The 22,363-nt window shown below is 52.6% G+C and carries 23 protein-coding genes, 3 tRNA genes and 1 pseudogene; 22 read left to right on the top strand and 5 right to left on the bottom strand.

The window, feature by feature from the left end:
* Nucleotides 1–190: 190 nt before the first annotated feature.
* Nucleotides 191–1,270, bottom strand: coding sequence for a 6-phosphofructokinase (locus CGS49_RS01020; protein ID WP_097800114.1), 1,080 nt, complete (start codon nucleotides 1,268–1,270; stop codon nucleotides 191–193).
* 268 nt (nucleotides 1,271–1,538) lie between these two features.
* Here CGS49_RS01020 and CGS49_RS01015 point away from each other — a divergent pair.
* The 3 genes from CGS49_RS01015 (at nucleotide 1,539) to CGS49_RS01005 (ending at nucleotide 2,469) form a co-directional block, all read left to right on the top strand.
* A tRNA-Gln gene (locus CGS49_RS01015) sits at nucleotides 1,539–1,612 on the top strand.
* Between the two features lie 34 nt (nucleotides 1,613–1,646).
* Nucleotides 1,647–1,722, top strand: a tRNA-Pro gene (locus CGS49_RS01010).
* Between the two features lie 204 nt (nucleotides 1,723–1,926).
* On the top strand, nucleotides 1,927–2,469 hold the full coding sequence (locus CGS49_RS01005) for an N-acetyltransferase (RefSeq protein WP_097800113.1): 543 nt from the start codon (nucleotides 1,927–1,929) through the stop codon (nucleotides 2,467–2,469).
* A gap of 103 nt (nucleotides 2,470–2,572) precedes the next feature.
* Here the strand turns inward: CGS49_RS01005 and CGS49_RS01000 are convergent, their stop codons facing one another.
* A complete protein-coding gene (locus CGS49_RS01000; protein ID WP_097800112.1) occupies nucleotides 2,573–3,958 on the bottom strand; it encodes a TrkH family potassium uptake protein in 1,386 nt (461 codons plus the stop codon).
* A gap of 383 nt (nucleotides 3,959–4,341) precedes the next feature.
* Between CGS49_RS01000 and CGS49_RS00995 the strand changes: the two genes are divergently transcribed.
* From CGS49_RS00995 to CGS49_RS00945, 12 genes and pseudogenes are all read left to right on the top strand, one after another.
* Nucleotides 4,342–4,415: transfer RNA gene (locus CGS49_RS00995), tRNA-Arg, on the top strand.
* A 396-nt stretch (nucleotides 4,416–4,811) separates the two neighbouring features.
* Nucleotides 4,812–5,072, top strand: a complete 261-nt coding sequence (locus tag CGS49_RS00990; protein ID WP_097800111.1) for a hypothetical protein — start codon at nucleotides 4,812–4,814, stop codon at nucleotides 5,070–5,072.
* Nucleotides 5,069–5,323 carry a hypothetical protein gene (locus tag CGS49_RS13820; RefSeq protein WP_005924919.1) on the top strand — a complete coding sequence of 85 codons (255 nt, stop codon included), beginning with the start codon at nucleotides 5,069–5,071 and terminating at the stop codon, nucleotides 5,321–5,323. The genes CGS49_RS00990 and CGS49_RS13820 overlap by 4 nt, the downstream gene beginning before the upstream one ends.
* Entirely contained in the window at nucleotides 5,286–6,182 is an 897-nt protein-coding gene (locus CGS49_RS00985; RefSeq protein ID WP_097800156.1) for a DUF6017 domain-containing protein, read from the top strand. The genes CGS49_RS13820 and CGS49_RS00985 overlap by 38 nt, the downstream gene beginning before the upstream one ends.
* The gene (locus CGS49_RS00980; RefSeq protein ID WP_097800110.1) at nucleotides 6,182–7,015 is read left to right on the top strand and encodes a ParA family protein; all 834 of its coding nucleotides are present in this window, start codon (nucleotides 6,182–6,184) and stop codon (nucleotides 7,013–7,015) included. The genes CGS49_RS00985 and CGS49_RS00980 overlap by 1 nt, the downstream gene beginning before the upstream one ends.
* The gene (locus CGS49_RS00975; protein WP_044960475.1) at nucleotides 6,972–7,904 is read left to right on the top strand and encodes a ParB/RepB/Spo0J family partition protein; all 933 of its coding nucleotides are present in this window, start codon (nucleotides 6,972–6,974) and stop codon (nucleotides 7,902–7,904) included. Before CGS49_RS00980 ends, CGS49_RS00975 begins: the two co-directional genes overlap by 44 nt.
* 65 nt (nucleotides 7,905–7,969) lie before the next feature.
* Nucleotides 7,970–8,440 (top strand): hypothetical protein, encoded by a 471-nt coding sequence (locus tag CGS49_RS00970; protein ID WP_097800109.1) that lies wholly within the window; start codon nucleotides 7,970–7,972, stop codon nucleotides 8,438–8,440.
* Between the two features lie 10 nt (nucleotides 8,441–8,450).
* On the top strand, nucleotides 8,451–8,690 hold the full coding sequence (locus CGS49_RS00965; protein ID WP_015564208.1) for a hypothetical protein: 240 nt from the start codon (nucleotides 8,451–8,453) through the stop codon (nucleotides 8,688–8,690).
* 41 nt (nucleotides 8,691–8,731) lie between these two features.
* The gene (locus tag CGS49_RS00960) at nucleotides 8,732–8,932 is read left to right on the top strand and encodes a hypothetical protein (protein ID WP_097800108.1); all 201 of its coding nucleotides are present in this window, start codon (nucleotides 8,732–8,734) and stop codon (nucleotides 8,930–8,932) included.
* Nucleotides 8,856–9,302, top strand: coding sequence for a DUF3846 domain-containing protein (locus CGS49_RS00955; protein ID WP_097800107.1), 447 nt, complete (start codon nucleotides 8,856–8,858; stop codon nucleotides 9,300–9,302). Before CGS49_RS00960 ends, CGS49_RS00955 begins: the two co-directional genes overlap by 77 nt.
* A 29-nt stretch (nucleotides 9,303–9,331) precedes the next feature.
* On the top strand, nucleotides 9,332–9,790 hold the full coding sequence (locus tag CGS49_RS00950; protein WP_097800106.1) for a PcfB family protein: 459 nt from the start codon (nucleotides 9,332–9,334) through the stop codon (nucleotides 9,788–9,790).
* Nucleotides 9,787–11,316, top strand: a pseudogene (locus tag CGS49_RS00945) (VirD4-like conjugal transfer protein, CD1115 family); the annotation flags it as partial. The gene CGS49_RS00950 and the pseudogene CGS49_RS00945, both read left to right, overlap by 4 nt.
* A gap of 152 nt (nucleotides 11,317–11,468) precedes the next feature.
* On the opposite strand, the gene CGS49_RS00940 reads toward CGS49_RS00945, so the two are convergent.
* A complete protein-coding gene (locus CGS49_RS00940; RefSeq protein WP_013976927.1) occupies nucleotides 11,469–12,320 on the bottom strand; it encodes a helix-turn-helix domain-containing protein in 852 nt (283 codons plus the stop codon).
* Nucleotides 12,321–12,707: 387 nt separating this feature from the next.
* Between CGS49_RS00940 and CGS49_RS00930 the strand changes: the two genes are divergently transcribed.
* The 7 genes from CGS49_RS00930 to CGS49_RS00905 all read left to right on the top strand — a co-directional run bounded on the left by CGS49_RS00930 (nucleotide 12,708) and on the right by CGS49_RS00905 (nucleotide 19,173).
* Entirely contained in the window at nucleotides 12,708–13,001 is a 294-nt protein-coding gene (locus CGS49_RS00930) for a hypothetical protein (RefSeq protein ID WP_013976928.1), read from the top strand.
* The gene (locus CGS49_RS00925) at nucleotides 12,985–13,290 is read left to right on the top strand and encodes a hypothetical protein (protein WP_013976929.1); all 306 of its coding nucleotides are present in this window, start codon (nucleotides 12,985–12,987) and stop codon (nucleotides 13,288–13,290) included. Before CGS49_RS00930 ends, CGS49_RS00925 begins: the two co-directional genes overlap by 17 nt.
* A 684-nt stretch (nucleotides 13,291–13,974) precedes the next feature.
* Nucleotides 13,975–15,006 (top strand): plasmid recombination protein, encoded by a 1,032-nt coding sequence (locus CGS49_RS00920; protein WP_430407811.1) that lies wholly within the window; start codon nucleotides 13,975–13,977, stop codon nucleotides 15,004–15,006.
* A gap of 48 nt (nucleotides 15,007–15,054) precedes the next feature.
* Nucleotides 15,055–15,741, top strand: coding sequence for a CHC2 zinc finger domain-containing protein (locus CGS49_RS00915; protein WP_097800155.1), 687 nt, complete (start codon nucleotides 15,055–15,057; stop codon nucleotides 15,739–15,741).
* Nucleotides 15,668–17,026, top strand: coding sequence for a virulence-associated E family protein (locus CGS49_RS00910; RefSeq protein ID WP_097800104.1), 1,359 nt, complete (start codon nucleotides 15,668–15,670; stop codon nucleotides 17,024–17,026). The genes CGS49_RS00915 and CGS49_RS00910 overlap by 74 nt, the downstream gene beginning before the upstream one ends.
* Before the next feature lie 255 nt (nucleotides 17,027–17,281).
* Nucleotides 17,282–17,449: a hypothetical protein gene (locus CGS49_RS14090; protein WP_013976933.1), complete on the top strand. Its 168-nt coding sequence runs from the start codon at nucleotides 17,282–17,284 to the stop codon at nucleotides 17,447–17,449.
* A 71-nt stretch (nucleotides 17,450–17,520) separates the two neighbouring features.
* Nucleotides 17,521–19,173 (top strand): recombinase family protein, encoded by a 1,653-nt coding sequence (locus tag CGS49_RS00905; protein WP_013976934.1) that lies wholly within the window; start codon nucleotides 17,521–17,523, stop codon nucleotides 19,171–19,173.
* Nucleotides 19,174–19,269: 96 nt separating this feature from the next.
* Here CGS49_RS00905 and CGS49_RS00900 read toward each other — a convergent pair whose 3' ends face one another.
* Together CGS49_RS00900 and CGS49_RS00895 are read right to left on the bottom strand one after the other, a co-directional pair.
* The gene (locus CGS49_RS00900) at nucleotides 19,270–21,603 is read right to left on the bottom strand and encodes an ABC transporter permease (protein WP_097800103.1); all 2,334 of its coding nucleotides are present in this window, start codon (nucleotides 21,601–21,603) and stop codon (nucleotides 19,270–19,272) included.
* A complete protein-coding gene (locus CGS49_RS00895; RefSeq protein WP_013976936.1) occupies nucleotides 21,600–22,283 on the bottom strand; it encodes an ABC transporter ATP-binding protein in 684 nt (227 codons plus the stop codon). The genes CGS49_RS00900 and CGS49_RS00895 overlap by 4 nt, the downstream gene beginning before the upstream one ends.
* Nucleotides 22,284–22,363: the final 80 nt, after the last annotated feature.

Genomic DNA, 22,363 nt, shown 5'->3' with positions numbered 1-22,363 from the left:
GGGATTTGCATTTTCACTGGAAAAGTCGTAACAAAAAACGGCATTTTGTTTTTGAAGCATCTGCCGGTTTGGGCTCCTCCCGTGAAAAAGTAATTCCAGAAAATCCGCAGATTTTCTGGAATTACAAATAAAACTATAAATTTTCCGCTGAATATGGCCAGAGCATCGCGGAGGCCATTTCAAATAAAAATCAACCCAGGCTGATGCCCATGCGGCGGGCAACGGTGAGCAGCTCGCAGCCTTCGGGCACATTGCGGGTCTTGCCGGCAATGTCGGCCAGGCGGTTCTCGGTGACGTGGCGGTTCACCATGGCCACCGTCACGCCGTAGCGCTCGATCTCCACCAGCTTTGCCGCGTAGCTGCCGAACTGGGTGGCCAGCACGCGGTCGTAGGCGCTGGGGCTGCCGCCGCGCTGCATGTGGCCCGGGATGCACACGCGGGTCTCCATGCCGGTCTTCTTCTGCACAGCCTGGGCGATGCGGTTGGTGGCGGTGGTGCCAACGCCTGCCTCGGCGCGCTTTGCCATCCAGTCCTTGCGCTTCATGCGGGCTTCCTCGCAGTTCATGGCACCCTCGGCCACCGCGATGATGGAGAAGTTGGAGCCCTTTTTGGCGCGGCGCTCCACGGCATCGCACACGCGGTCGATGTCGTAGGGCATCTCAGGCAGCAGGATGATATCCGCACCGCCTGCAATGCCGGAATAGAGGGTCAGCCAGCCGGCCTTGTTGCCCATGATCTCAATGCACATCACGCGGCTGTGGCTGCCGGCGGTGGTGTGGATGCGGTCGATGACGTCGGTGGCAATGTCCACAGCGGTGTGAAAGCCGAAGGTGACGTCGGTGCCGTAGATGTCGTTGTCGATGGTCTTGGGCAGACCAATGATGTTCAGGCCCTCCTGTGAGAGCAGGTTTGCCGTCTTGTGGGTGCCGTTGCCGCCCAGGCACAGCAGGCAGTCCAGCTTGGCATCCTTATAGGTCTTTTTCATGGCGGCGACTTTGTCAATGTTGTCGTCCTCCACCACGCGCATCATCTTGAACGGGGTGCGCTTTGTGCCCAGAATGGTGCCGCCCAGCGTCAGGATGCCGCGGAAGTCGTCCTCGCACATTTCCTTATAGTCGCCGTTGATGAGGCCGCTGTAGCCGTTCAGGATGCCCACGATCTCCACATTCTCACCCATGCGGGCGTACAGTGCTTTTGCTACGCCGCGGATGGTGGCGTTCAGACCCGGACAGTCGCCGCCGGAGGTCAGGATTCCAACACGTTTTTTCATTCAAAAGCCCTCTTTCATCTGGTATTCAGCGCCGGGCGTGCTGCGCAAAACAAAGTCTGCCCGGGAAGCTGCCTTTTTATAATATAAGAGTATTCCCGATGAAGGCCGGTGTCAAGAGAAGCACCGAAAATTTACACGCCCTTACGGCCGGTTTTTTGCGCCGAGAAATCTTTTGCGGAAAAAACGAAAAAATGGTTGACAAGCCTGACCCTTTCGGGTATAATATCCCTTGTCAGCAGCGCACGGCGCTGAGGGCAGAACAAAATCATGGGGATTTGCATAGTGGTAGTGCGGTAGACTCTGACTCTACTTGTGGGAGTTCGATTCTCTCATCCCCAACCAAGAAAACCGCAGTCTCAACTGGCTGCGGTATTTTCGGGGCATAGCGCAGTTGGTAGCGCGCCTCGTTCGGGACGAGGAGGCCGTGGGTTCAAATCCCGCTGCTCCGACCAAAAAAGCTCAACACACATTTGTGTGCTGAGCTTTTTTCTTTTTATGCAGCGGGATTTGAACCCGGCGGCTTTCGTTTTGCCTTGCAACGGGCGGACTTCTGTGCTGCGCTATGGTTAGTTTTGAATAACCATCATGCGGCTGCGGGGATCGGCGGCACAGGCCCCCGCGTTCTACGGAATATGAAAAAGAAAAGAGGCAGAATCATGCTTGTAAAAGAAATGGACGAAGCCAGTATCCAGGCCATTGGCCATGCATTCGGTTATTATGACTACGGCCCGGAGAAAAAGGGCCTGATCGCCTGCTTCCGCAGCCCGGACACCGCTGCAGAATACATCTGCGGTTTCGTGCGCTGCGTACTGGCCGACGGCTTTCTGCACACGACCAGTGAGCGCGGCGAAGGGTACATCGCCTATAAGCTGCCGGGGCAGAAGGTGAGCTTCCACGCCGCAAGGCTTTTGCTGCAGGGGATCCGCCGCTCCATGAACCTGCGGGAGATCATCCGCTTTGCAAAGGCGATCTCGCAGGGCGGCCCTTCGCTGGAAGATGTGCTGAAAAAGGAGAAGAAGCCCTGCATCTATGTGGGCATGGTCTGCGTGCGGGAAGCCTATCAGGGGCAGGGCTACATGCGCAAGGTCATGCTGCTGTGCATGGAGCGGACGGCCCTGCCCGTCTGGATGCTGGGCGGCGGGGCGCTGTGCGCGGTGTTTGCCGTACTGCTGTTCCGGGAGTATCACCCGGTCGAGTAAGGGCCTCTCCCCTGTTCCCATACGAATATGCAAAAACCTCCCGGTGCAGGCCGATCGCCCCGCACCGGGAGGTTTTGCATTGTCTGTTTTTGCGGCAAGTGCCTCAGCCCACGTTGATGTGGCCCACCGGCATGATCTTCCGCTTGTTGTCGTCCGGCTTTGCCGTCAGGCTCATGGCCAGCGACACCGGGCCCACGCGGCCGGTGAACATGACCAGCATATACAAGATCTTTGCGCCGGTATTCAGCTGGCCGGTGACACCCACCGACAGGCCCACCGTGCCGAAGGCCGAGCAGGACTCAAAGATGGCGTCGATGACCGACACGGCGTCCGAGGTGTTATAATACACCACCACCGCCGAGCCGAAAGCTGCCAGCGCACCGATGACGATGATGGTCATGGCGCGGTACACGGTCTTCGATTCGATGTGGTGTTCCGCGATCACGCAGTCGTCGCGGCCCTGGGCCACACTGCGGATGGTCAGGATGATGACCGCAAAGGTGGTCACCTTCACGCCGCCGCCCGTGGAGCCGGGGGCCGCGCCGATGAACTGCAGCACGCTCATGAGCAGCTTGGTGATGGGACCGCAGGCGGCAAGGTCGATGGTGTTCATGCCTGCAGTACGGGTGGACACGGACTGGAACAGGGCCGCCATCAGCTTGCCGGGCACGCTCAAGCCCCCCATGCTGGCGGGGTTGTTCCACTCCATCAGCGCGATGAGTGCCGCACCGCCGAACCACAGGATCACCGAGAAGCTCAGCACCACCTTCGCCTGCAGGGACAGCCGGTGCTTTTTGTGGAATTGGCCGATCTCCACCCAGACCATAAAGCCCAGGCCGCCCGCAATGATCATGAACATCACAACGGCCTGTACATAGTAGTTGCTCACATAGGGCACCAGTGAGGAATACTGACCGAACCGGCCGAACAGGTCAAAGCCCGCGTTGCAGAAGGCCGAAATGGCCGTGAACACGCTGACCCAGATGCCCTCCAGCCCGAACTGCGGCACAAAGGCGAACAGCAGCAGCAGGATGCCGATGCCTTCAAACAGCGCCGCCAGGCCCACCACCGTCTTCAGCACTTCCTTTGCCTGCGCGTAGCCGTCCGCCGAGACGCTCTCGCCCATCAGCCGCAGGTCCCGGAAGCCCATGCGCCGCCGCATGGCCAGCGCAAAAAAGCTGGTGAGGGTGACCAGGCCCAGGCCGCCCACCTGAATGAGCACCAGGATCACGGCCTGCCCGAAGTAAGAGAACTGGGTCCAGGTGTCCCGCACGATCAAACCGGTGACGCAGGTGGCGCTGGTGGCCGTGAACAGCGCATCCACCACGCCCAGCCTGCCCTGCTTGCTGGCAAGAGGTGTGGTGAGCAGCAGCGTGCCCAGCGTGATGACCACCAGAAAGCTCACGCAGATGATCTGCGTCGGGTTCGGCCCGCTGCGGCGTTTGCCCGCCGGGTGCCCAAACAGCCTGTTTTTCTTACTTTTTTCCATAAGCTCCTCCGCACGCGGCAAACAGCTGCCGCGGCTTTCATTTTCTCTCTGCTTATAGAATACACCTTTTGCGCAGCGGGTTCAACTTGATTTTATCCGCCGGATGCGGTATTATAAGTGTGCGCCGTCTCCGGCGGTGTGTTTTTGTCTTCATAGCTCAGCTGGATAGAGCGTTCGCCTCCTAAGAATTCGGTCAACCTGATACCTTGGGGGCAGAAGTGATTGCTCTAATCAAAAGCAAGACCGGGAATCGAAGTTTTCTCAACAATTTTTGATGCAACAAGTTTAACACCGTTCCGGTTGCAACGCAGTCGGTCACTTCGTTGTGAAAAGCATTCCATACAAAGTGCAGAAAAGTCAAAAATCAACGATAATACATATATGTCTCTATACCTCAGCTGGATAGAGGGTTCGCCTCCTAAGCGAAACGCCCCCGGTTCGAACCCGGGTAGGGACATCCTTTTAAGAAATGCGAAGGTCATTTTTCCATGTGAAAGACGATCTTCGCATTTTTCATTTTGAACCTATCACCAAAATTAGCCAGCTAATGCCATTAGCAGAATTTTCAGCTCCAGCTAATAAAATCGGCTTTCCAGCTAATGAAGCCTCATAAAGCGCCTTTTGAACCCTGTTTTCTGGCTCTCTGCTAAGATTGGTAAACGCTTTCCTGTAAATCCATGTAAATACAAGATAATCTGTGTGAATCTATTTTCCACCTTTCTGCTGGAAGCCGTGCAAAACACTTTTCTCCATACATAGCGCGTTCACTCGCTGTTCTCTCGGAACAGAAAGAGGAACGCGCTTTTTTGTTTTCGGGCCGAACTACCCGAATCCACCAAAGGAGGGTTTACCGATGAAAAAAGTTCTGACCGTCACGATCGACGGTATCCGCTACCATGCTTCCCGCCCGGCAGATTGCCGGCACTGCTTCTTCTGGAAGAATCGAAAGAAGGGCTGTGTTCTCGGCAAAGAGAACTGCTACTATCTGATTGAGCCGCCCAAAGGCCCCAGCAAGTGCGAAGGGTGCCCCTACAAGCGGGCAAAGCCCTGTGTGCTGGTTCCCTGTTACAAAGACCTGATGACACCGCTGGAGAAACGAGGTGATGCCAAGTGAGCCACAAGCGAAACGAAGCCCTGCGCCATGTTCAGCACTCCATGCACCATGTGATCGCCGCTGGCGAAGGTTCTGACCGTGCCCCGGACAGCTGCAAGCTGTGTCCGTACTATCGGCCCGATTTCAAGTTCCGCACCTGCCTGTATGCCCACTGCCCTTATAAGAAGCAGGTCAATGTATTCCGTTCCACACCTGAAAAATGGGATATTCTCTATGCCCGAAAGAAAGCCGACAAGAACCGCAGACCTTGATTACTTCTATGGGCAGTCCAGCGAGCTGTTCTCCTTCTACCGGATTCCCAAGCTGTTGTTTCATGACAGCCGCTTCCAACCGCTTTCCACAGATGCCAAAACCCTGTACGGTATCCTGCTGGACCGCATGAGCCTTTCAGCCCGGAATGGTTGGTTGGACAAAGCTGGGCGGGTGTTCATCATCTATACTGTGCAGGAGGTGCAGGATTCACTGGGCTGTGCCGATAAAAAGGCGACCAAGCTGCTGCGAGAACTGGAAGAGTACGGCCTGATTGAACGCAAACGGAGGGGGCTGGGCAAGCCCGATCTCATCTATGTGAAGAATTTTTCGTCAGAATCGTCAAAACTACGCTTTCTGAATCGTGATAATGACGATTCTGGAGTCGTCCAGAATACGCTTCAAGACCCGGCCAAACTACGATGTAATAAGACTGATAGAAATAACACAGAGGTAAGCGATACTGATCCTATCTATTCCGATGAAAACGACTGGATGAGCAAACGCGCCCAACTGGAAGAATATTTTTCACGTTCTTTGGAGATGGACCTTCTTCTCCGGCTTTACCCGGATGATGAAGATACCCTCTACCAAATCGTGGATTTGCTGGTGGATACCTGTGCCACCAACCGCAAGACGCTGCGCATTGCCGGGGACGATAAGCCCGCCGAGGTGGTACGCAGCCGGTTTATGAAGCTGAACGCCGACCATATCCGTTTTGTGCTGAAGTGCCTTGCAGAGAACAGCAGCCCAATCCGAAACATGAAACAATATCTGCTCGCTTCTCTGTATAACGCACCCACCACGATGCAGCTTTCCTACCAGAACCAAACCAACCACGACTTAGCGATGCGGAGGTGATGAAAATTTCAAAGAAAGCAACTACGATTGCCATCGTCAACCAGAAAGGCGGCACCGGTAAGACCACGACCTGTGAAAATCTGGGCATCGGTCTGGCGATGGAGGGCAAGAAGGTCCTGTTGGTGGACGCTGACCCGCAGGGCAGCTTGACCATCAGCATGGGCTGGCAGCAGCCCGATGAATTGCCCACAACCCTTTCCACCCTGATGCAGAAAGCCATGAACGACCAAAGTATTCCGCCCGGCGAAGGTATCCTGCACCATGCGGAGGGCGTTGACCTGATTCCAGCCAACATCGAACTGGCAGGGATGGAAGTGTCTCTCGTTAACTGCATGAACCGGGAAAAGATGCTGAAACAGGTGTTGGAAGGTGCAAAGCATGAATACGATTTCATTCTGCTGGACTGCACTCCTTCCCTTGGGATGCTGACCGTGAACGCACTGGCAGCAGCAGACACCACCCTGATTCCTGTGCAGGCGCAGTATCTGTCTGCAAAAGGCTTGGAACAGCTTTTGCAGACGGTGCAGAAAGTCCGGCGGCAGATCAACCCGAAGCTGAAAATCGAGGGCATCCTGCTCACCATGACCGACAGCCGCACCAACTACGGGCAGCAGATCGACAACCTGATTCGGGGTGCTTACGGCAGCAAGATCAAGGTGTTTGACCAGACCATTCCCCGGTCTGTCCGTGCTGCGGAAATCAGTGCCGTGGGCAAAAGCATTTTCCAGCACGACCCCAAAGGCAAGGTGGCAGAAGCCTATAAATCTCTGACCGAGGAGGTGATGGCGAATGCCGAAAAACAGCTTAAACGTGTCGCTGAAAGGGGCAGATGACATTTTCTCCACGGAAGAATCCCGACAGGAACAACAACGGGAACAGGTTCAGCAGATTCCCATCGGAGAACTGTTTCCTTTCAAGAATCATCCTTTTAAGGTTTTGGATGATGAGTCCATGCAACGCACGGTGGAAAGCGTGGAGCAGTACGGCGTGCTGTCTCCGCTGATTGCCCGCCCACGCCCGGAAGGTGGCTACGAGATCATCTCCGGGCACCGCCGTCAGCACGCTGCACAGCTTGCCGGGCTGGACACCCTGCCGGTTATTGTCCGTCAAATGGATGATGACGCCGCTGTTTTGCTCATGGTGGACAGCAATCTCCAACGTGAGAACATCTTGCCCAGCGAACGGGCTTTCGCTTACAAGATGAAGCTGGAAGCAATCGAGCGAACTGTTGGACGACCCAAAAATGTGGGACAAGTTGTCCCAGATTATTTCGGGAAACGCAGTACAGAGATTGTTGCTGAAGGAACAGGCGAAAGTTATAAGCAAGTCCAGCGTTTTATCCGCCTGACCAACCTCATCCCGGAACTGCTGGATATGGTAGACGAAAAGAAAATTGCTTTTAATCCCGCTGTGGAGTTGTCCTATCTGGACGAAAGCCAACAGCGGGATTTTTTAGAAGCGATGCAAGACACCCAGAATGCTCCATCCCTTTCCCAAGCGCAACGGCTCAAAAAGCTGGCACAGGAAGGGCACTTTTCGTATGATGTTGCCTTTGCTGTCATGGGAGAAGAAAAAAAGGACGAACTGGACAAAGTGGTCATCAAAAACGACACCCTGCGGAAGTATTTCCCGCGCAGCTTCACCCCGAAACAGATGGAGGACACCATCATCAAGCTGCTGGATCAGTGGCAGCGTAAACAGCAGCGGCAGAATGAACGCTGATACACCTTTTGAACGTAAGACCCGACCGGGTCTTTCTTTTTTGCAAAAATTAGGAGAAAAACACTATGAACACTACCATTGATCTCAAGACCGCAAAGACCATCGAAGCCATGAATCAGAAAATCAACCACATGGACACTGCCGTGACCGACTTCTTTAACAAGATGAGCGATGTGTTGGAGCGGCAGCTCGGCGATGATGAAGTTTACGCCGCTGTGATTGCCCCGGAGATCGAACTGACCATCACTCCGCTGGCGAACGTCCGCAGTTACCTGCCTTGCTTCGATGAAGCAGATTCCTGCTACAGCATCAGCGACGATGTGCCGCTGGCTCTCTGTTACGACCCTCGTCAGGTCATCACACTGGCTGGCAAGCGGTATCTGTCCGGTGCCGTTGTCTTTGTACGCTACGATACCAATGGCAGCTTTGTTGCCCTTACCACCAGTGACCTGTATCTGATCCAGTGCTATCTGGCCGAGAACAGCGTCCCTCTTATGGCTGGCCGCGAGAAGATGGTCTGCATCTGCATTGACTGAGAGGTGCAGTATGGATACTGAAATGACCTGCTATGAGAGTTTCGCAGAAGTCACGGAGGACTTTTACTGTTCCGCCGTTGATGTTTTGAAGATTCTGGTTCTCCGTCTGCACGACTACCATGCTCGTTGCTTCCATTCTCTGCGGGATGCTCTGTACGACTATTTTTCTACCGATGCCGCACCGCATACTCATGCCAATGTTTCCACTAAGCATACCGTCACCGCGTCTTGCGCTCCTCGTCCTCCCTGAGAGGATTCTTCTCACAGTTCAGTCAATGCAGGAGGTTCGCTATGAATTATATTTATTCGTTTATCATTTTTGAAGCTGGTGCCTTTTTCGGCTTCTTTGTGGCAGCTCTGTTGAACGCCGCCCGTGCTGGGCAGGAAATCACTATCAAATTTGAGGAGGAAGATAATGGAACAGAACGAGAACACTCTGTCGGTGCTGAAAATTGCACCGGGGCAGTATCCGCAGCAGGTCGAGATCGATAACGACCTGAAAGCCTTGCAGCAGGCGGTGGGCGGCTCCATCGGCGCAAGCTACCCTTTTGAAGATCCGGTTGCCATCGTTTATAACGATGACGGCAAGCTTATGGGTCTGCCGCTGAACCGGGCTTTATGGGACGAGGACGGGCTGATGTACGATGTTATTGCCGGAACCTTTCTGGTGGTAGGTCTGGGCGAGGAAGATTTTGTATCGCTCTCCCCGGAGCTGGCGCAGAAGTATGAAGAAGAATTCCATCAACCCGAAGCCTTTCTCCCTCTGGGGCGTCGCCTGATGGTCATTCCGGTTTCGGATGAATCAGTTCAGAGTGATGCAGAAAAGGCTGTGAGTAAGCCCCCGGTGGAACATGACCGTTAAGGCGATTTTCTGCACAGGAGGTGGTAACGATGCAGGAAGAAATCGAGCATAAGACGGCCAACCTTGCCATCTCGACCACAAAACTGTCTGCCCGCACCCTGCTGCGTGGGATGCAGTTTCTGCTGCGGCAGTACGACAAGCACGCTTCGCAGGGCAAGCAGTCCATGAAGCGGCTAGTGCGACAGAACCGTGGCGTGACCAATGTGGAGATCCAGAAAACCGGCATCAAGGATTTTGACCGCTATGCTAAGCGGTATCACATCGACTACGCCATCCAGAAAGACCTGTCCTGCACGCCGCCCCGGTATCTGATCTACTTCAAGGCACAGGACACAGACGCCTTGAGCGCAGCGTTCAAGGAATATTCGGCATCGGTGCTGGATAAAACCAAGCGTCCTTCCGTGCTGGCAAAGCTGCACGATCTGGCGCAGTCCGTTGCAAACCTGCCGGACAAAGTGCGGCACAAGCAGGAGGAGCGCGGCCTATGAGCAAAAAGAAGCTTTCCAAGCTGCTGGCGCTCTATCTGCCCTATGTGGTAATTGGCTTGCTGGCAACCAATCTGGGCGAGGCGTGGCGGCTGGCTGCGGGTAAGGAACTTGGCGACAAAATCGTATCGCTGATGGATACGCTCCCGGCTGCATTTTCAAATCCGCTGCCCAGCCTGCATCCACTGGATCTGCTGGTGGGTTTATGCTGCGGTGCCGCGATGCGGCTGGCGGTGTATCTGAAAGGTAAAAACGCCAAGAAGTACCGTCACTGCATGGAGTACGGCTCCGCCCGGTGGGGCACTCCGAAGGATATAGAGCCATTTATGGCTCCAAAGTTCGAGGACAATATCATCCTGACCAAAACAGAACGGCTGATGATGTCCAACCGCCCACCTGATCCGAAGAATGCTCGGAACAAAAACGTGCTGGTAGTCGGCGGCTCCGGCAGCGGCAAGACGAGGTTCTGGCTGAAACCGAATCTTTTACAATGTCATAGTTCATATGTAATTACTGATCCGAAAGGCAGTATCGTAGTCGAGTGCGGCAATGCCCTGTTACAAAAGGGCTACAAGCTAAAGATTTTCAACACCATCAACTTTTCCAAGAGTATGCGCTATAACCCCATGGCGTACATCCACAGTGAAAAGGACATTCTGAAGCTCGTCACCGCACTGATGACCAACACCAAGGGTGAGGGTCAAGGTGGTGACCCTTTCTGGGACAAGGCCGAACGGCTTTTGCTGGTTTCATTGATTGCCTATCTGCATTATGAAGCCCCGGTTGAGGAGCAAAACTTCGCAACACTGTTGGAAATGTTGAATACTATGCAGGTGTCTGAGGACGATGAAACTTATCAGAATCCAGTTGACCTACTGTTTGAGGATCTGGGCAAGAAGAAGCCAAAATCCTTTGCCGTGCGGCAGTACAAACTTTACAAGCTAGCTGCCGGCAAGACGGCTAAGTCGATCCTTATTTCCTGCGGTGCCCGTTTATCTCCATTCGACATTCAGGAAGTTCGGGATGCCACCATGTATGATGAACTGGAACTCGACAAGCTGGGCGACCGGAAAACGGCATTGTTCCTGATTATGAGTGATACCGACAGTACATTCAACTTCTTAATCTCTATGATCTACACCCAGCTTTTCAATCTGCTCTGCGACAAAGCCGATGATGTGTACGGCGGTAAGCTGCCCATCCATGTGCGGTGCCTCATTGATGAGTGTGCTAACATCGGTCAGATTCCACAACTGGAAAAACTGGTGGCCACTATCCGCAGCCGTGAGATCTCGGCGTGTCTGGTCTTGCAGACCCGCAGCCAGTTGAAAGCCATCTACAAGGACAATGCGGATACCATCGTGGGCAACATGGACAGCCAGATTTTCCTCGGCGGCAGTGAGCCTACCACCCTGAAAGATCTTGCCGAAGCACTCGGCAAGGAAACCATCGACAGCTACAACAATTCTGATACCCGTGGCAATAGCCCAAGCTATGGAACCAACTATCAAAAACTCGGCCACGATATGCCATACTTGTTGATGAAGAGTTCAGTTGCCTTGAATTTTACATGAACAGGGACACGATCAGCTGGATTCTGAAAAAGGTAGGATGTCTGTCAGAAATAACAGCATATCTTTTTTGAGCCACTCACTGGATTACCCAGCGGGTGGTTATTTTATTAACGCTTCTGTCTGCCATTCCGGTTGGGAGGAATTGGGCTGCCCTTTCCCCGCATACTTTTAGTTCGTTTTGCTTTTTTGGATTTTCTGAGGATTCCCAAAAAGGCAGTAAATTCCGCAGAAGTCAGTTTCTCATAAGGAATTTCCATCTGGTCGCAGAAAACCTGAATAAAGGCTTCCTCTCCGCTGGTTCCCGTCTGCACAAGCTTTTCAAACTTTTGCCGGACTTCGGCTACGGTTTCCTGCCGTTCATCAGCGGTGGTAGCGTCGTTTGTGTGTGCTGTTTGGATGTCTTTTACGATCTTGTCAATGTCTTTATGGACGATGTGATTGAAATAATCCTCTCCGTCTATCTGTGCGACTTCAAGGGTTCGCATATAAAGGTCATCGTCTCCCGGCGCATAGCTTTCCATGACGCTCTGCCGGGCAGCTTCCAGTTCCAGATTCATCTGGCTGACACGCATACCGGCGATACGGTCAACGATAACGGTAATGTCCGTCATGAGCCGGGGAAAACCTTCATGGGTGGCAAGCTCGCAGAGCAGACGGTTGTTGATCCTGCCGCTTCTTAATAGCTCAATCATTTCATCGCTCAAATGGAGCGACTGGAGATCAGAATTAGGGATGGTCTTATTTTCCGACAGCCCCATCAGATAGTCGGTGGACACGCCGTAAAACTCTGCCAGCGTTGCAATCGCAAATGGGCTGATGTCCTTGTAGTCATCGCCCTCATATTTCCCCAGCGCCGACTTGGACAGGCCGGTTTGTTCTGCCAGCTGTTCCAGTGTCAGGTGCTTATCCACCACCCGCAGGTCTTTGAGCCGTTCCGGGATTGACAGTTTTGTGTACATCAAAGCACCCCCTCTCGTCAACATTTTTCAATATTTTTTTCATTATAGCACGTTTCCGAGAGCGTGGAAATATGCGGTTTTTGTGCGCTATTCCAACGTCTTGGACATACGGGAGCAGCCCCCTTTTTTCGGTAAACTGGTTCTTGTCAGGAGACACAGAACCTTGAAAATCGAATGACCGGCTGCAAGGGGTATGACCTCCGGGGAAGTGACGCGATAAAAGGGTTCCCGCAAAATCATGGATTTTGTGACGACGGGAGCGCACCAAAGAGGACAATACGCCGGGAGAAAATCCGGGCAGGAGCGGCTTGCAGACAGACCGGCAGATAGAAAAGTAAACCATGCGGGGCATACCGCACCGCAGCAAATGAATGGAGGTAGATCATTATGAAACTGAATATGAAGGAAAAGAAAATTCTTTACGCTTACGCCTGCCCCAGCCATCACAACACAGTGACAAGGCTGAAATGGCTGACAGCGCTGACCGTTGACCCGGAGGCTAAAGGGCAGATGCTTCATCTGACCAGGAAAATTGAGGCAGAGACAGACGAAAGCTGGTACGACAGCTTCTATCACTGCCTACGCATGGAGATGGATGAGTATTACCGGATCAAGCACCGCCTGCGTGTGCTGAAAGCAAACACCGATTATGAGGAGGAACTGTATGAGGAAGCTGTCTAAATATGAAAAAGAAACCATCATCAACTGGAACGAGGGCGAGAACATTGCCAGTATTTACACCTTCAACGCCAGCTTAAAACGCAGGCTGGAAGATTTCAGTAGGAAGTATCCGCTATTGTGTAGGTTGGAGCGCAGCACACCGGAAGGCAGCGCGACCTATGTGCTGGACAAATCCCGCCTTTCTATCCGGCTGGTGCCGCCGTACAGTGAAGAACGGCTGGCGGCTGCAAGGGAGTACGCAAAGGAACATGGCTTTCAAGTCATACAGACAGAAGAAAAAATTGCTTGAAATGAGGGCGATTTACCAAAAAATACCGGGTCTGCACCCAGTATTTTGAACGGTAATCCCCGCAGGCGTATTCCGTATCCACTTCCTGCGATTGGTGCAGATGTATGGATACGGAGCCGGAAAAGCTGGCGGACACCGTATCAGCGGTGGATGCCGGTTTTTCCGGTGCAGGAGTACAGAGGGATGCAATCCCTTTGTGGCTGGGTGCAGGGGCGGCAGCGCACTGCTGGGGTCAAGGGGCAACGCCCATTGGCAGGTTAAGGGCGGCAGCCATTATCGGGTCAAGGACGAAGTGCCTTGGCGGGTTGAGGGCGGTAGTCCCATCGGGTCAAGGGTGAAACGCCTTGCCCAGGGAAAGTTGATGCCTGCGTCAACTTGTACTGGGTATTACCTGACGCAAAATTCCGCAGGTTTGGCGGCTTCGCCGCCCTCCCCAGCCCGGAACAGCTTTGCAGGAAGGAGGAAAAATGTTTGAAATTAACAAGGCACAATGGGCGCTCCGGGAAGCATGGCACTTACAATCCCCGTCACAATGACCGCCGGTTCGATGTAGAAAACAGCGAACACATTGACGCTGAGCGTGCCAGACAAAATGTGTACTGGGACTGCTACCGGGGATTTACCACCCACGACTTTCGGGATAACCCGGAGCAGCCGGATTTCAGCTTTGAGGAAATTGAGCGGATGTATTACTACGAGCATTATGCCGACCATGTAAATGCCCAGAACGCCCGGAATGAGAAAACCCGGCATATTGAGCGCAACCGTACTGTGGATGACCTCTTGAAAAATAACAAGACCTGTCCGGAAGAAAGCATCTACCAGATCGGCACGATAGAGGAATCCGTCTCACCGGAAACGCTGGCGCTCATCGTCAGTGAATTTTATGAAGAATTTGAGCGCCGTTTCGGTTCTCATATCCACATTTTAGACTGGGCGCTCCATCTGGATGAGGGAACACCGCATATTCACGAGCGCCATGTGTTCGACTGTGAAAATCGGTATGGAGAATTGTGTCCCCAGCAGGAAAAGGCGCTGGAGGAACTGGGTATCCCTCTCCCAAAACCGGAGCAGCCCAAAGGAAAGCACAATAACCGGAAACAGACTTTCGATGCAGTCTGCCGGACAATCCTGTTTGACATTGCCAAACGGCATGGACTTCATCTGGAACAGGAGCCGTCCTATGGTGGGCGTGACTATCTGGAAAAGCAGGATTATATCCTGATGAAGCAGAAAGAACAGATGGCGGCGCAGGAGCAAAAGCTGGAAGAACTGACGCTCAAAATCGAGGATGTGGAGACGCTGTTGGAGGATGTTTCCGATGTGGCCTATGACAAGGCAGTGGAGGTCGTGACAGACAAGGTACGGGAACAGACCCAGCTTGAGGATTTGGAAGTGATCGAGAAATACCGAAAGAGCGTGGTATCCCCCAATGCAAAAAATTCGCCGGAAGTGGTGAAGATTGCAAATACCCTACTGGGAAGGGCACGGGAAAAATTACAGCAGTCCGCAGAAAAGATTCTCAAAAAGGTGCAGGCTGTGCTGCTGAAGCCGGAGGTCAAGCAGGCTGGCAAAGAGCAGATTAAGAAAAAAGCCAGAGAATCCATCAAAGAGAAGCTGGCGAAAGGCAAATTGGACGCTGACCGGAAGAACCGGGAGCGATGGGAACGTGAGGGGCGGATCGCCCCGACAAAAAAACAGGATATGGAGTTGTAAGGCATCTGATTTTCTGAGGAAACCGGGTGCCTTTTGTTTTGTTTGGAGGTGGGGAAATCGAATGTATTTGAAACAGTAAAGCAGTCTGTCACGACAAGACAGGCTGCGGAATTTTATGGGATTCCAGTAGGACGGAACGGGATGGCCTGTTGTCCTTTTCACGATGACAGACATCCCAGCATGAAGGTGGACAGGCGGTTCCATTGCTTTGCCTGTCAGGGGGACGGAGATGTGATTGATTTCACTTCCCGCCTCTTTGGACTGGGCAGTAAGGAAGCTGCCTTGAAGCTGGCAGAGGATTTCTCTGTCAGTCTTGACAGCAAAGGTCATGGTCCGCCACGAAAGACAATCATCAAAAGAAAAATCAGCGAGGAAGTGCGATACCGGCAGGCAGAGCAGAAATGTTTTCGGGTGCTGTGCGATTACCTGTGTCTGCTGGAACGCTGGAAAGAAGAATATGCTCCCAAACAGCCGGAGGATGACTGGCATCCCCTGTTTGTGGAGGCTCTGCACAGGCAGCCATATATCGAATATCTGCTGGATATTCTCCTGTCTGACAGCATAGAAGAACGTGCTTCCGTGGTTGCTGAGTATGGAAAAGAGGTGAAGAAAATTGAGCAGCGAATATCAGAATTTACCGCCAGCCACCCGGCAGGCTGTGATGAGCGCAGCCGAGGCCATAGCGCCGGAACAGAGCGCCCAAGATGTGCGGGAGAGCCTTTCTGTCACCGATAAGGGAAAAACCGCCAATACCATCGACAACTGCCGGATCGTGTTCTGCTGTGATCCGCTCCTGCGGGATGCTATCCGGTTAAATCTCCTGACCGACCGGGTGGACATTGTACGGGATTTGGGCTGGCGCAGGAACACCAGCGCCTTAACAGATACCGATGTGAAATATCTTCTCCTCTATTTTGAGCAGAACTACGAGCTGACCAGTGAGAAAAAGATCACAGCTGCACTTTCCATTGTAGCAAACGAAAATTGCTATCACCCGATTCAGGATGTGCTGAACAGCCTTGTCTGGGACGGGACACCCCGCATCCGTTCCTGCCTGCACCACTTTCTTGGCGCTGATGAAAGCGACTATGTGGAAGAAATGCTGAAACACTTCCTGCTGGGCGCTATCCGCCGGGTATGCCGTCCCGGTTCCAAATATGAGGAAATGCTCTGTCTGGTAGGCGGCCAAGGTGCCGGGAAGTCCACTTTCTTCCGCCTGCTGGCAATCCGGGACGAGTGGTTTTCCGATGACCTGAAAAAGCTGGACGATGACCGGGTGTTCCAGAAGCTGCAAGGCCACTGGATCATCGAGATGTCGGAAATGCTTGCCACCAGCAGCGCAAAGAGCATTGAAGAAATTCGCTCCTTTATCAGCCGACAGAAGGAAACCTACCGAACGCCTTATGAATCCCAGCCCAAAGACCGGCTGCGGCAGTGTGTGTTCGGCGGTTCTTCCAACACATTGGACTTCCTGCCGCTGGATCGGGCCGGGAACCGGCGCTTTCTCCCAATCATGATTTACTCGGAGAATGCGGAGGTTCATATTTTGGAGGACGAGGATGCTTCCAGAGCCTATCTTTTGCAGGTGTGGGCAGAAGCCATGACCATTTACCGCAGCGGACAGTATTCCATGAAATTCAGCAAGAGCATCCAGCGTCAGCTGGTGGAGGTGCAGAAGGATTTCATGCCGGAGGACACTGAGGCCGGGCAGATACAGGGCTTTCTGGAACACTACACCGGCAGCATGGTCTGCTCCAAACAGCTTTTCAAGGAGGCGCTGGGCCACACTTATGACGAGCCGAAGCGGTGGCAGCTTCACAATATCAACGAGATCATGAATACGGTGGTGACAGGCTGGAAGCCGTTCTCCAATCCGAGGATGTTCGCCGGGTACGGCAGGCAAAAGGGTTGGGAATGTGACAATTTCGACAACGAACTGTCCGACAACGAAGGCGGATTTGTGGAACTGAGCGAGGAAGAATGCCGCCAGCTGGAACTTCCGAAGGAGTGGATTGCCTGAGAATGATGGTCTGTTGCCAGTTGGTTGCCGGGTTCGTTGCTGGCAAATCTATGGTTTTGATATAGAAAAAGCCCATAAATAAAGGATTTTTCACAAGTATTTTCTGTCCGGCAACGAAAGCAACGAGATTTTACAAGAAAACTTATCAAGCAAAGATTGACAGTCAGATATTCATTTACAGGTTTTTATAGGCTGGTTGCCGGACTTCGTTGCCGGCACACGGTTATCTGGACTGTCACACTATGGAGGTAGCCTATGGAGAAAAACAAGAAGCAGAATAAAAAAGTCCGGTTCGTGGTGGTTCGGGAGTTTTCCGGGGACAAAACCATGCGGGAAGCCTTTGAACAGCTGATCGAGCGCCAGACCTGCGAACACTTCGAGGAATGGTTAGAACATCGGGAAATGGCACAAAAAGCGGCGTAAAGCGGTTGAATCAGGAACGGGGACATGGTATTATAATGGTATCGTGTCCCTGTCCATAGAAGGAGAACACTATGAGCAGGAAAAAACAAGTCAATCAAAAAATCACAGCGCTTTACTGCCGTATCTCTCTGGACGATGGCAGCGATAATGAGAGCATGAGCATTAGCAACCAGAAACTTATGCTCCGGGACTTTGCCGAAAAAAACGGGATGTTCCAGTATGAGTATTATGTGGATGACGGTTATACAGGCCGCAACTTCAACCGCCCTTCCTTTCAGCGTATGATTGCTGATATTGAGGCGGGAAAGATTGGCTGTGTCATCACAAAAGACCTGTCCAGACTGGGCAGAAATTATATCGAGGCCGGCAGCTATATCGAAATCTTTTTCCCCAAACACAATGTACGATATATCGCCATTACAGACGGAGTTGACAGCCTGACCCGCCAGGAAATGGACATCACGCCCTTTAAGAATATCCTGAATGATATGTACAGCCGGGATATTTCCAAAAAGGTGCTGGCGGGGCGTATGACCCGTTCCCGGCAGGGAAAGTTTTGTGGTGGGCAGCCGCCTCTCGGATTGATGCGTGACCCGGATGACCGGGGGCATTTGATCCTTGACCCGGAGACGGCGCCGGTGATCCGAAAAATCTATGACATGGCGCTGGACGGCTGGGGCTGTATGCGGATCGCAAAGCAGCTCATGGATGACAAGGTTCCTATCACGAGGGTAAAGAGCAATACGGAATGTGACGTCAACTATTATGCGTGGGGCGGTGCAAGGATCAGTCATATCCTGCGAAACCCATTCTATAAGGGCGCACATCTGGTCTGCCGGACACATCAGAAAGGGATTCGTTCCAACACCTATGACATTATCCCCCGTGAGGACTGGGAAATCATTGAGGATTGCCATGAAGCAATCGTTTCCCCGGAAGAATGGGAGCAGGTGCAGTCAATCATTGACCGCAGACCTACCATTATGAAAGGCAACTCCTGTCCCTTCTATAACCTGTTCCACGGTATCATTTACTGTGCTACCTGCGGAAAGTCCATGCAGGTGCGGTATGAAAAGGTGGGCAGAACCGGAAAAAACCGTTTTACCGGCGAGATGCGGGAGCCGATTGACAAGGCGTATTATATCTGCCAGACCTACAACCGGCTGGGCAAGAACGCCTGCACCAGCCATAAGATCGAGGCAAGGGATTTGTATGACCTTGTTCTGAAGGACATTCAGGAACTGGCGGCACAGGCTCTCAAAGATGCCGACGCATTTTATCAGCGACTGAGCAGCCGGATGGAGCGCCGGTATCTGATAGACGCTTCCCAGACGCAGAAAGAACGCCAGCGGCTGGAAGCCAGAAATCAGGAGATTGACGGGATGTTCCTGAGCCTTTACACCGATAAGGCTAAAGGGATACTGACCGAGCAGCGTTTTATGAAGCTGACGGCGGCGCTGGAACAGGAGCAGGAAGCCAACCAGAAGCGCCTGCAAGACCTGATGTTGATGATGCGACACTCTGACGAACAGGAAAGCGAAGTCCGCACCTTTATCCGGGAAATCCGGCGCTACGCCGCCATTGAAGAACTGGACGAGGCGGTGCTGAACCGGCTCATCAGCAAGATTCTGGTGGGTGAAGTCAAGAAGATTGACGGACAGAAAGTGCAGGAAGTCAGGATCATTTATAACTTTGTCGGAGAAATCCCGGAGATTACAGAATAATCAGTGATCCCCATCTCTCAATCAATGAGGGATGGGGATTTTTTCTTTGCCGTCGTCCGGCAGATGTTACATTAAATTTTCCAAAGTGGATTGCAATTATAATTCATTGATTGTTTCAGTAATTGCCATGTTTCGAATCCGCTTCGCTGGGGCATGAACCGCAAGAGCTGCGGCAGCAAATACGAATAGAATGATAAGGCAGAGCGTCATTCCTGGCAGATGCCATGTCATGCCAAAATAGCGTGTAATGAGTCGAGCGTACAGCATACGGCTCAGCAGCAGACCGGCAATACAGCCGACAATCAGCCCGGAAACAGCATAGGTAAAGGCTTCCGCAGCAACCATCCGAGTAAGCTGACTGCCATCCATTCCAATTGCACGCATGACGCCATACTGCTTTGTACGGGCAGAAACGCTCATCGAAATGCTGTTGACAATGTTAAAAAGAGAAATCAGTCCAATAATCGCCAGAAAACCATATACGACAATTCTGGAAGCCAGATAGGTAGCAGCTTCCTGCGAATTACGCTCTCGCACATCCGATACAATGATCTCGTCTGTTGCAAGGTGGGCAATTTGCATTACAGTCTGCTCTGTTGCTGAATCGTTCAGCAAAACGCCGATCATATTATAGTTCTGCGCTCCGACCAGACGGTCAAATAGCGCCTGTGGGCAGATGACTGTAACATCATCCGGGAACATTCCCTCCGAAAAAGCCCCCACAATGGTAAGGTATCTTCCGCTTATATAAACGGTATCTCCAACCTTCAACGGGTTGTTTTTATTATAGATCGTCATGACTTCGTTGCTGCTGGCTGCCTGATCGGCCATCCTGCCTGCTACAACGAGATCCCTGCTTTTTTCCATCATAAAATCATCGTAGGAACCCAGCACCACATGCTCTACCTCTTTCTGCGGACTGCTGGCAGGAGTGTTGGTAAGACCGGTTGCGCCCCAGACATACCCAACACCCGGAATCGCACGCAGCTGTTCTGCCATACTGCGGGACAATACCTGTTCGTTTCCGTACCCGTTCAAGAGAATATCCGGCTGCCACGGAGCTTGACCGGGCAAAAGCAAGCCGGCAAATTTAAGCAGTACAGAAAAGCAGAGCACCAAAACAATACTGAGTGCAAAAGAAGATGTCATTAAAAACAGGTTCTTTTTACCGGCAATGGCGTGATGGGCTCCCAACGACAACTCGATTTTTCCAAAGCTATAGTTTGAAGCATGACGCGAAGCGGAAAGATTCTCTCCCGTGCCGGAGACCGCCGCCACAGGTGAGACCCGTGCCGCCCGTCGCGCCGGTGACTCTGCCGCCAGCAGGACGGTCACGATACCGACCACGATGCCACTGACTAAACCTACAGGACTGATTTGAAAAACCGGTGTTGTGGAAAACTCGCCACCGATGCCATAATGCAGCGCCGCGCAAATGCTCCAGCTGGCAAGTGTGCCAAGCAGAACGCCTACGGGCACAGCCGTTTTGCACCAGTTAAGCGCTTCTAAACGGACAAATCGGATAATTTGAGATTTGCTCATGCCGATACAGCGCATCATTCCGAAGAACTGGATTCGTTGTGCCAGATTGCTGTTCATGCTGCCGGAGATCATCAGTACACCTGCCAGAAGAACCAGCACAAACAGAACTGCGGCAAGGCTGTAAACATTTTTTGCGGCGCTGCTATCGCTTTGTCCGGCGATAGCCATCACACCGGTGTTTTCTGAGACAGCATTTTCCGGCAGGTTATGCTGTGCCGTCAGTTCCGGGATTGCTTTAGCTGCCTTAGACGCGCTGGTAAACTGGACATAATATGACGTTTGAAGATTATGGACGTTGTTCTGCTCCATCAGCGCTGCAAATGCTGTGCGCGGCAGGTAGGCATCCATCAAAGAATATTGCCCGGAATAGTAGCTTTCCTCCACACCGCCCAAACCGGACACTGTAAAATCCCAGTCTCCGGACGGCGTACGTAGTGTAACAGTGTCCCCAACTGCAACTTGAAGGACACGCGCTGCATTGCTGCTGAGCATGATTTCGCCCATTCCCTGCGGAAAGCGTCCTTCGGCGGCACCAGTTGAATTCATTGTCAGATAGGATTCATCAATACCATAAAGTACAACCCTTTTTCCGTCCATGCGGTAGGGCAGTTCTCCGTCCGGGTTAAATATCGTAACTGCACCAATCGAAACCACATCATCCCGCTCCGCAATTTTCAGGGCTGTTTCTTGAGAAATGCCGTCCAACTCTATGTGCCAACTTCCGTTTTTGCCGGTCATTCGGTCGCTTTGGGTTCGAATCATCATATCCGCCACGCTAAAAATTGCTGTCACCAGAAATATCGAAATAATGACACACAGAATGGTCATCCGATTCTGCCGTTTCCGCACCTTTGCAGAGATCGGCACAAGGCTTAAATAGCTTTTCATTCCCGGCACCTCCCAAAATCGGTGAGGTTACCGTCCGATACCTGCAATACCCGGTCAGCCGTTTGCGCGATACTACGGTTGTGGGTAATCATAATAATCGTCTGCTCATACTTTTTGGATGCTTCTTTCAGCAGGGCAATGACCTCGCTGCTGTTCTGGGTGTCCAGATTGCCGGTCGGCTCGTCAGCCAGGATCAGGGCTGGCCGGGTAATGAGCGCACGGCCAATCGCCACACGCTGCTGCTGTCCGCCGGAGAGCTGGCTGGGCAGATGGTTCCGGCGCTCTTTCAGGTTCAGTACCGCAAGAAGTTCTTCCAGATATTTCTTATCCGGCTTCTGGTAGTCCAGCAGCACCGGGAAGATGATGTTCTGCTCCACCGTTAACTCCGGCACAAGGTTAAACGCCTGAAAGATAAAGCCAATGTTCCTGCGGCGGAATACCGTCAGCTTGCGCTCGTCCATGGCAAAAATGTCCTTACCGTCGATCAGCACCTTGCCGGTCGTGGGCGTGTCCAGCGCGCCGATCATGTTCAGCAGCGTACTTTTGCCGGAACCGGATTCCCCCACGACGGCCACATATTCCCCCTTGGGAACGGAAAAACTGACATCCTTCAAAGCCTTGACTGCGGTTTCTCCGCTGCCATAGGTCTTACAAATGTTTTTGACCTCTAATAAATTCATCGTGCATATACCTCTTTCTTCATGTTTTGCGAAATAGGCGGGCTGCTTTTGTTTTTCCTGCCTATGAGGAAAGGATAGCA

The sequence above is a fragment of the Faecalibacterium langellae genome, assembly GCF_002549775.1.
GTDB classification, from domain to species: domain Bacteria; phylum Bacillota; class Clostridia; order Oscillospirales; family Ruminococcaceae; genus Faecalibacterium; species Faecalibacterium langellae.
The sequence above is the reverse complement of the archived record's forward strand: the minus strand, read 5'-3'. Positions and strand labels throughout refer to the sequence as shown.

Excerpts from the sequence above, each read along its gene's own strand:
- CGS49_RS00960 (WP_097800108.1), top strand. The coding sequence starts at position 8,732 with ATGAATTATATTTATTCGTTTATCATTTTTGAAGCTGGTGCCTTTTTC.
- CGS49_RS00955 (WP_097800107.1), top strand. The coding sequence starts at position 8,856 with ATGGAACAGAACGAGAACACTCTGTCGGTGCTGAAAATTGCACCGGGG.
- CGS49_RS00965 (WP_015564208.1), top strand. The coding sequence starts at position 8,451 with ATGGATACTGAAATGACCTGCTATGAGAGTTTCGCAGAAGTCACGGAG.
- CGS49_RS00970 (WP_097800109.1), top strand. The coding sequence starts at position 7,970 with ATGAACACTACCATTGATCTCAAGACCGCAAAGACCATCGAAGCCATG.
- CGS49_RS00950 (WP_097800106.1), top strand. The coding sequence starts at position 9,332 with ATGCAGGAAGAAATCGAGCATAAGACGGCCAACCTTGCCATCTCGACC.
- CGS49_RS00975 (WP_044960475.1), top strand. The coding sequence starts at position 6,972 with ATGCCGAAAAACAGCTTAAACGTGTCGCTGAAAGGGGCAGATGACATT.
- CGS49_RS00910 (WP_097800104.1), top strand. The coding sequence starts at position 15,668 with ATGAGCGCAGCCGAGGCCATAGCGCCGGAACAGAGCGCCCAAGATGTG.
- CGS49_RS01000 (WP_097800112.1), bottom strand. The coding sequence starts at position 3,958 with ATGGAAAAAAGTAAGAAAAACAGGCTGTTTGGGCACCCGGCGGGCAAA.
- CGS49_RS01005 (WP_097800113.1), top strand. The coding sequence starts at position 1,927 with ATGCTTGTAAAAGAAATGGACGAAGCCAGTATCCAGGCCATTGGCCAT.
- CGS49_RS00930 (WP_013976928.1), top strand. The coding sequence starts at position 12,708 with ATGAAACTGAATATGAAGGAAAAGAAAATTCTTTACGCTTACGCCTGC.
- CGS49_RS00940 (WP_013976927.1), bottom strand. The coding sequence starts at position 12,320 with ATGTACACAAAACTGTCAATCCCGGAACGGCTCAAAGACCTGCGGGTG.
- CGS49_RS00925 (WP_013976929.1), top strand. The coding sequence starts at position 12,985 with ATGAGGAAGCTGTCTAAATATGAAAAAGAAACCATCATCAACTGGAAC.
- CGS49_RS00905 (WP_013976934.1), top strand. The coding sequence starts at position 17,521 with ATGAGCAGGAAAAAACAAGTCAATCAAAAAATCACAGCGCTTTACTGC.
- CGS49_RS01020 (WP_097800114.1), bottom strand. The coding sequence starts at position 1,270 with ATGAAAAAACGTGTTGGAATCCTGACCTCCGGCGGCGACTGTCCGGGT.
- CGS49_RS00990 (WP_097800111.1), top strand. The coding sequence starts at position 4,812 with ATGAAAAAAGTTCTGACCGTCACGATCGACGGTATCCGCTACCATGCT.
- CGS49_RS00920 (WP_430407811.1), top strand. The coding sequence starts at position 13,975 with ATGTATTACTACGAGCATTATGCCGACCATGTAAATGCCCAGAACGCC.
- CGS49_RS00980 (WP_097800110.1), top strand. The coding sequence starts at position 6,182 with ATGAAAATTTCAAAGAAAGCAACTACGATTGCCATCGTCAACCAGAAA.
- CGS49_RS00985 (WP_097800156.1), top strand. The coding sequence starts at position 5,286 with ATGCCCGAAAGAAAGCCGACAAGAACCGCAGACCTTGATTACTTCTAT.
- CGS49_RS00900 (WP_097800103.1), bottom strand. The coding sequence starts at position 21,603 with ATGAAAAGCTATTTAAGCCTTGTGCCGATCTCTGCAAAGGTGCGGAAA.
- CGS49_RS00895 (WP_013976936.1), bottom strand. The coding sequence starts at position 22,283 with ATGAATTTATTAGAGGTCAAAAACATTTGTAAGACCTATGGCAGCGGA.
- CGS49_RS14090 (WP_013976933.1), top strand. The coding sequence starts at position 17,282 with ATGGAGAAAAACAAGAAGCAGAATAAAAAAGTCCGGTTCGTGGTGGTT.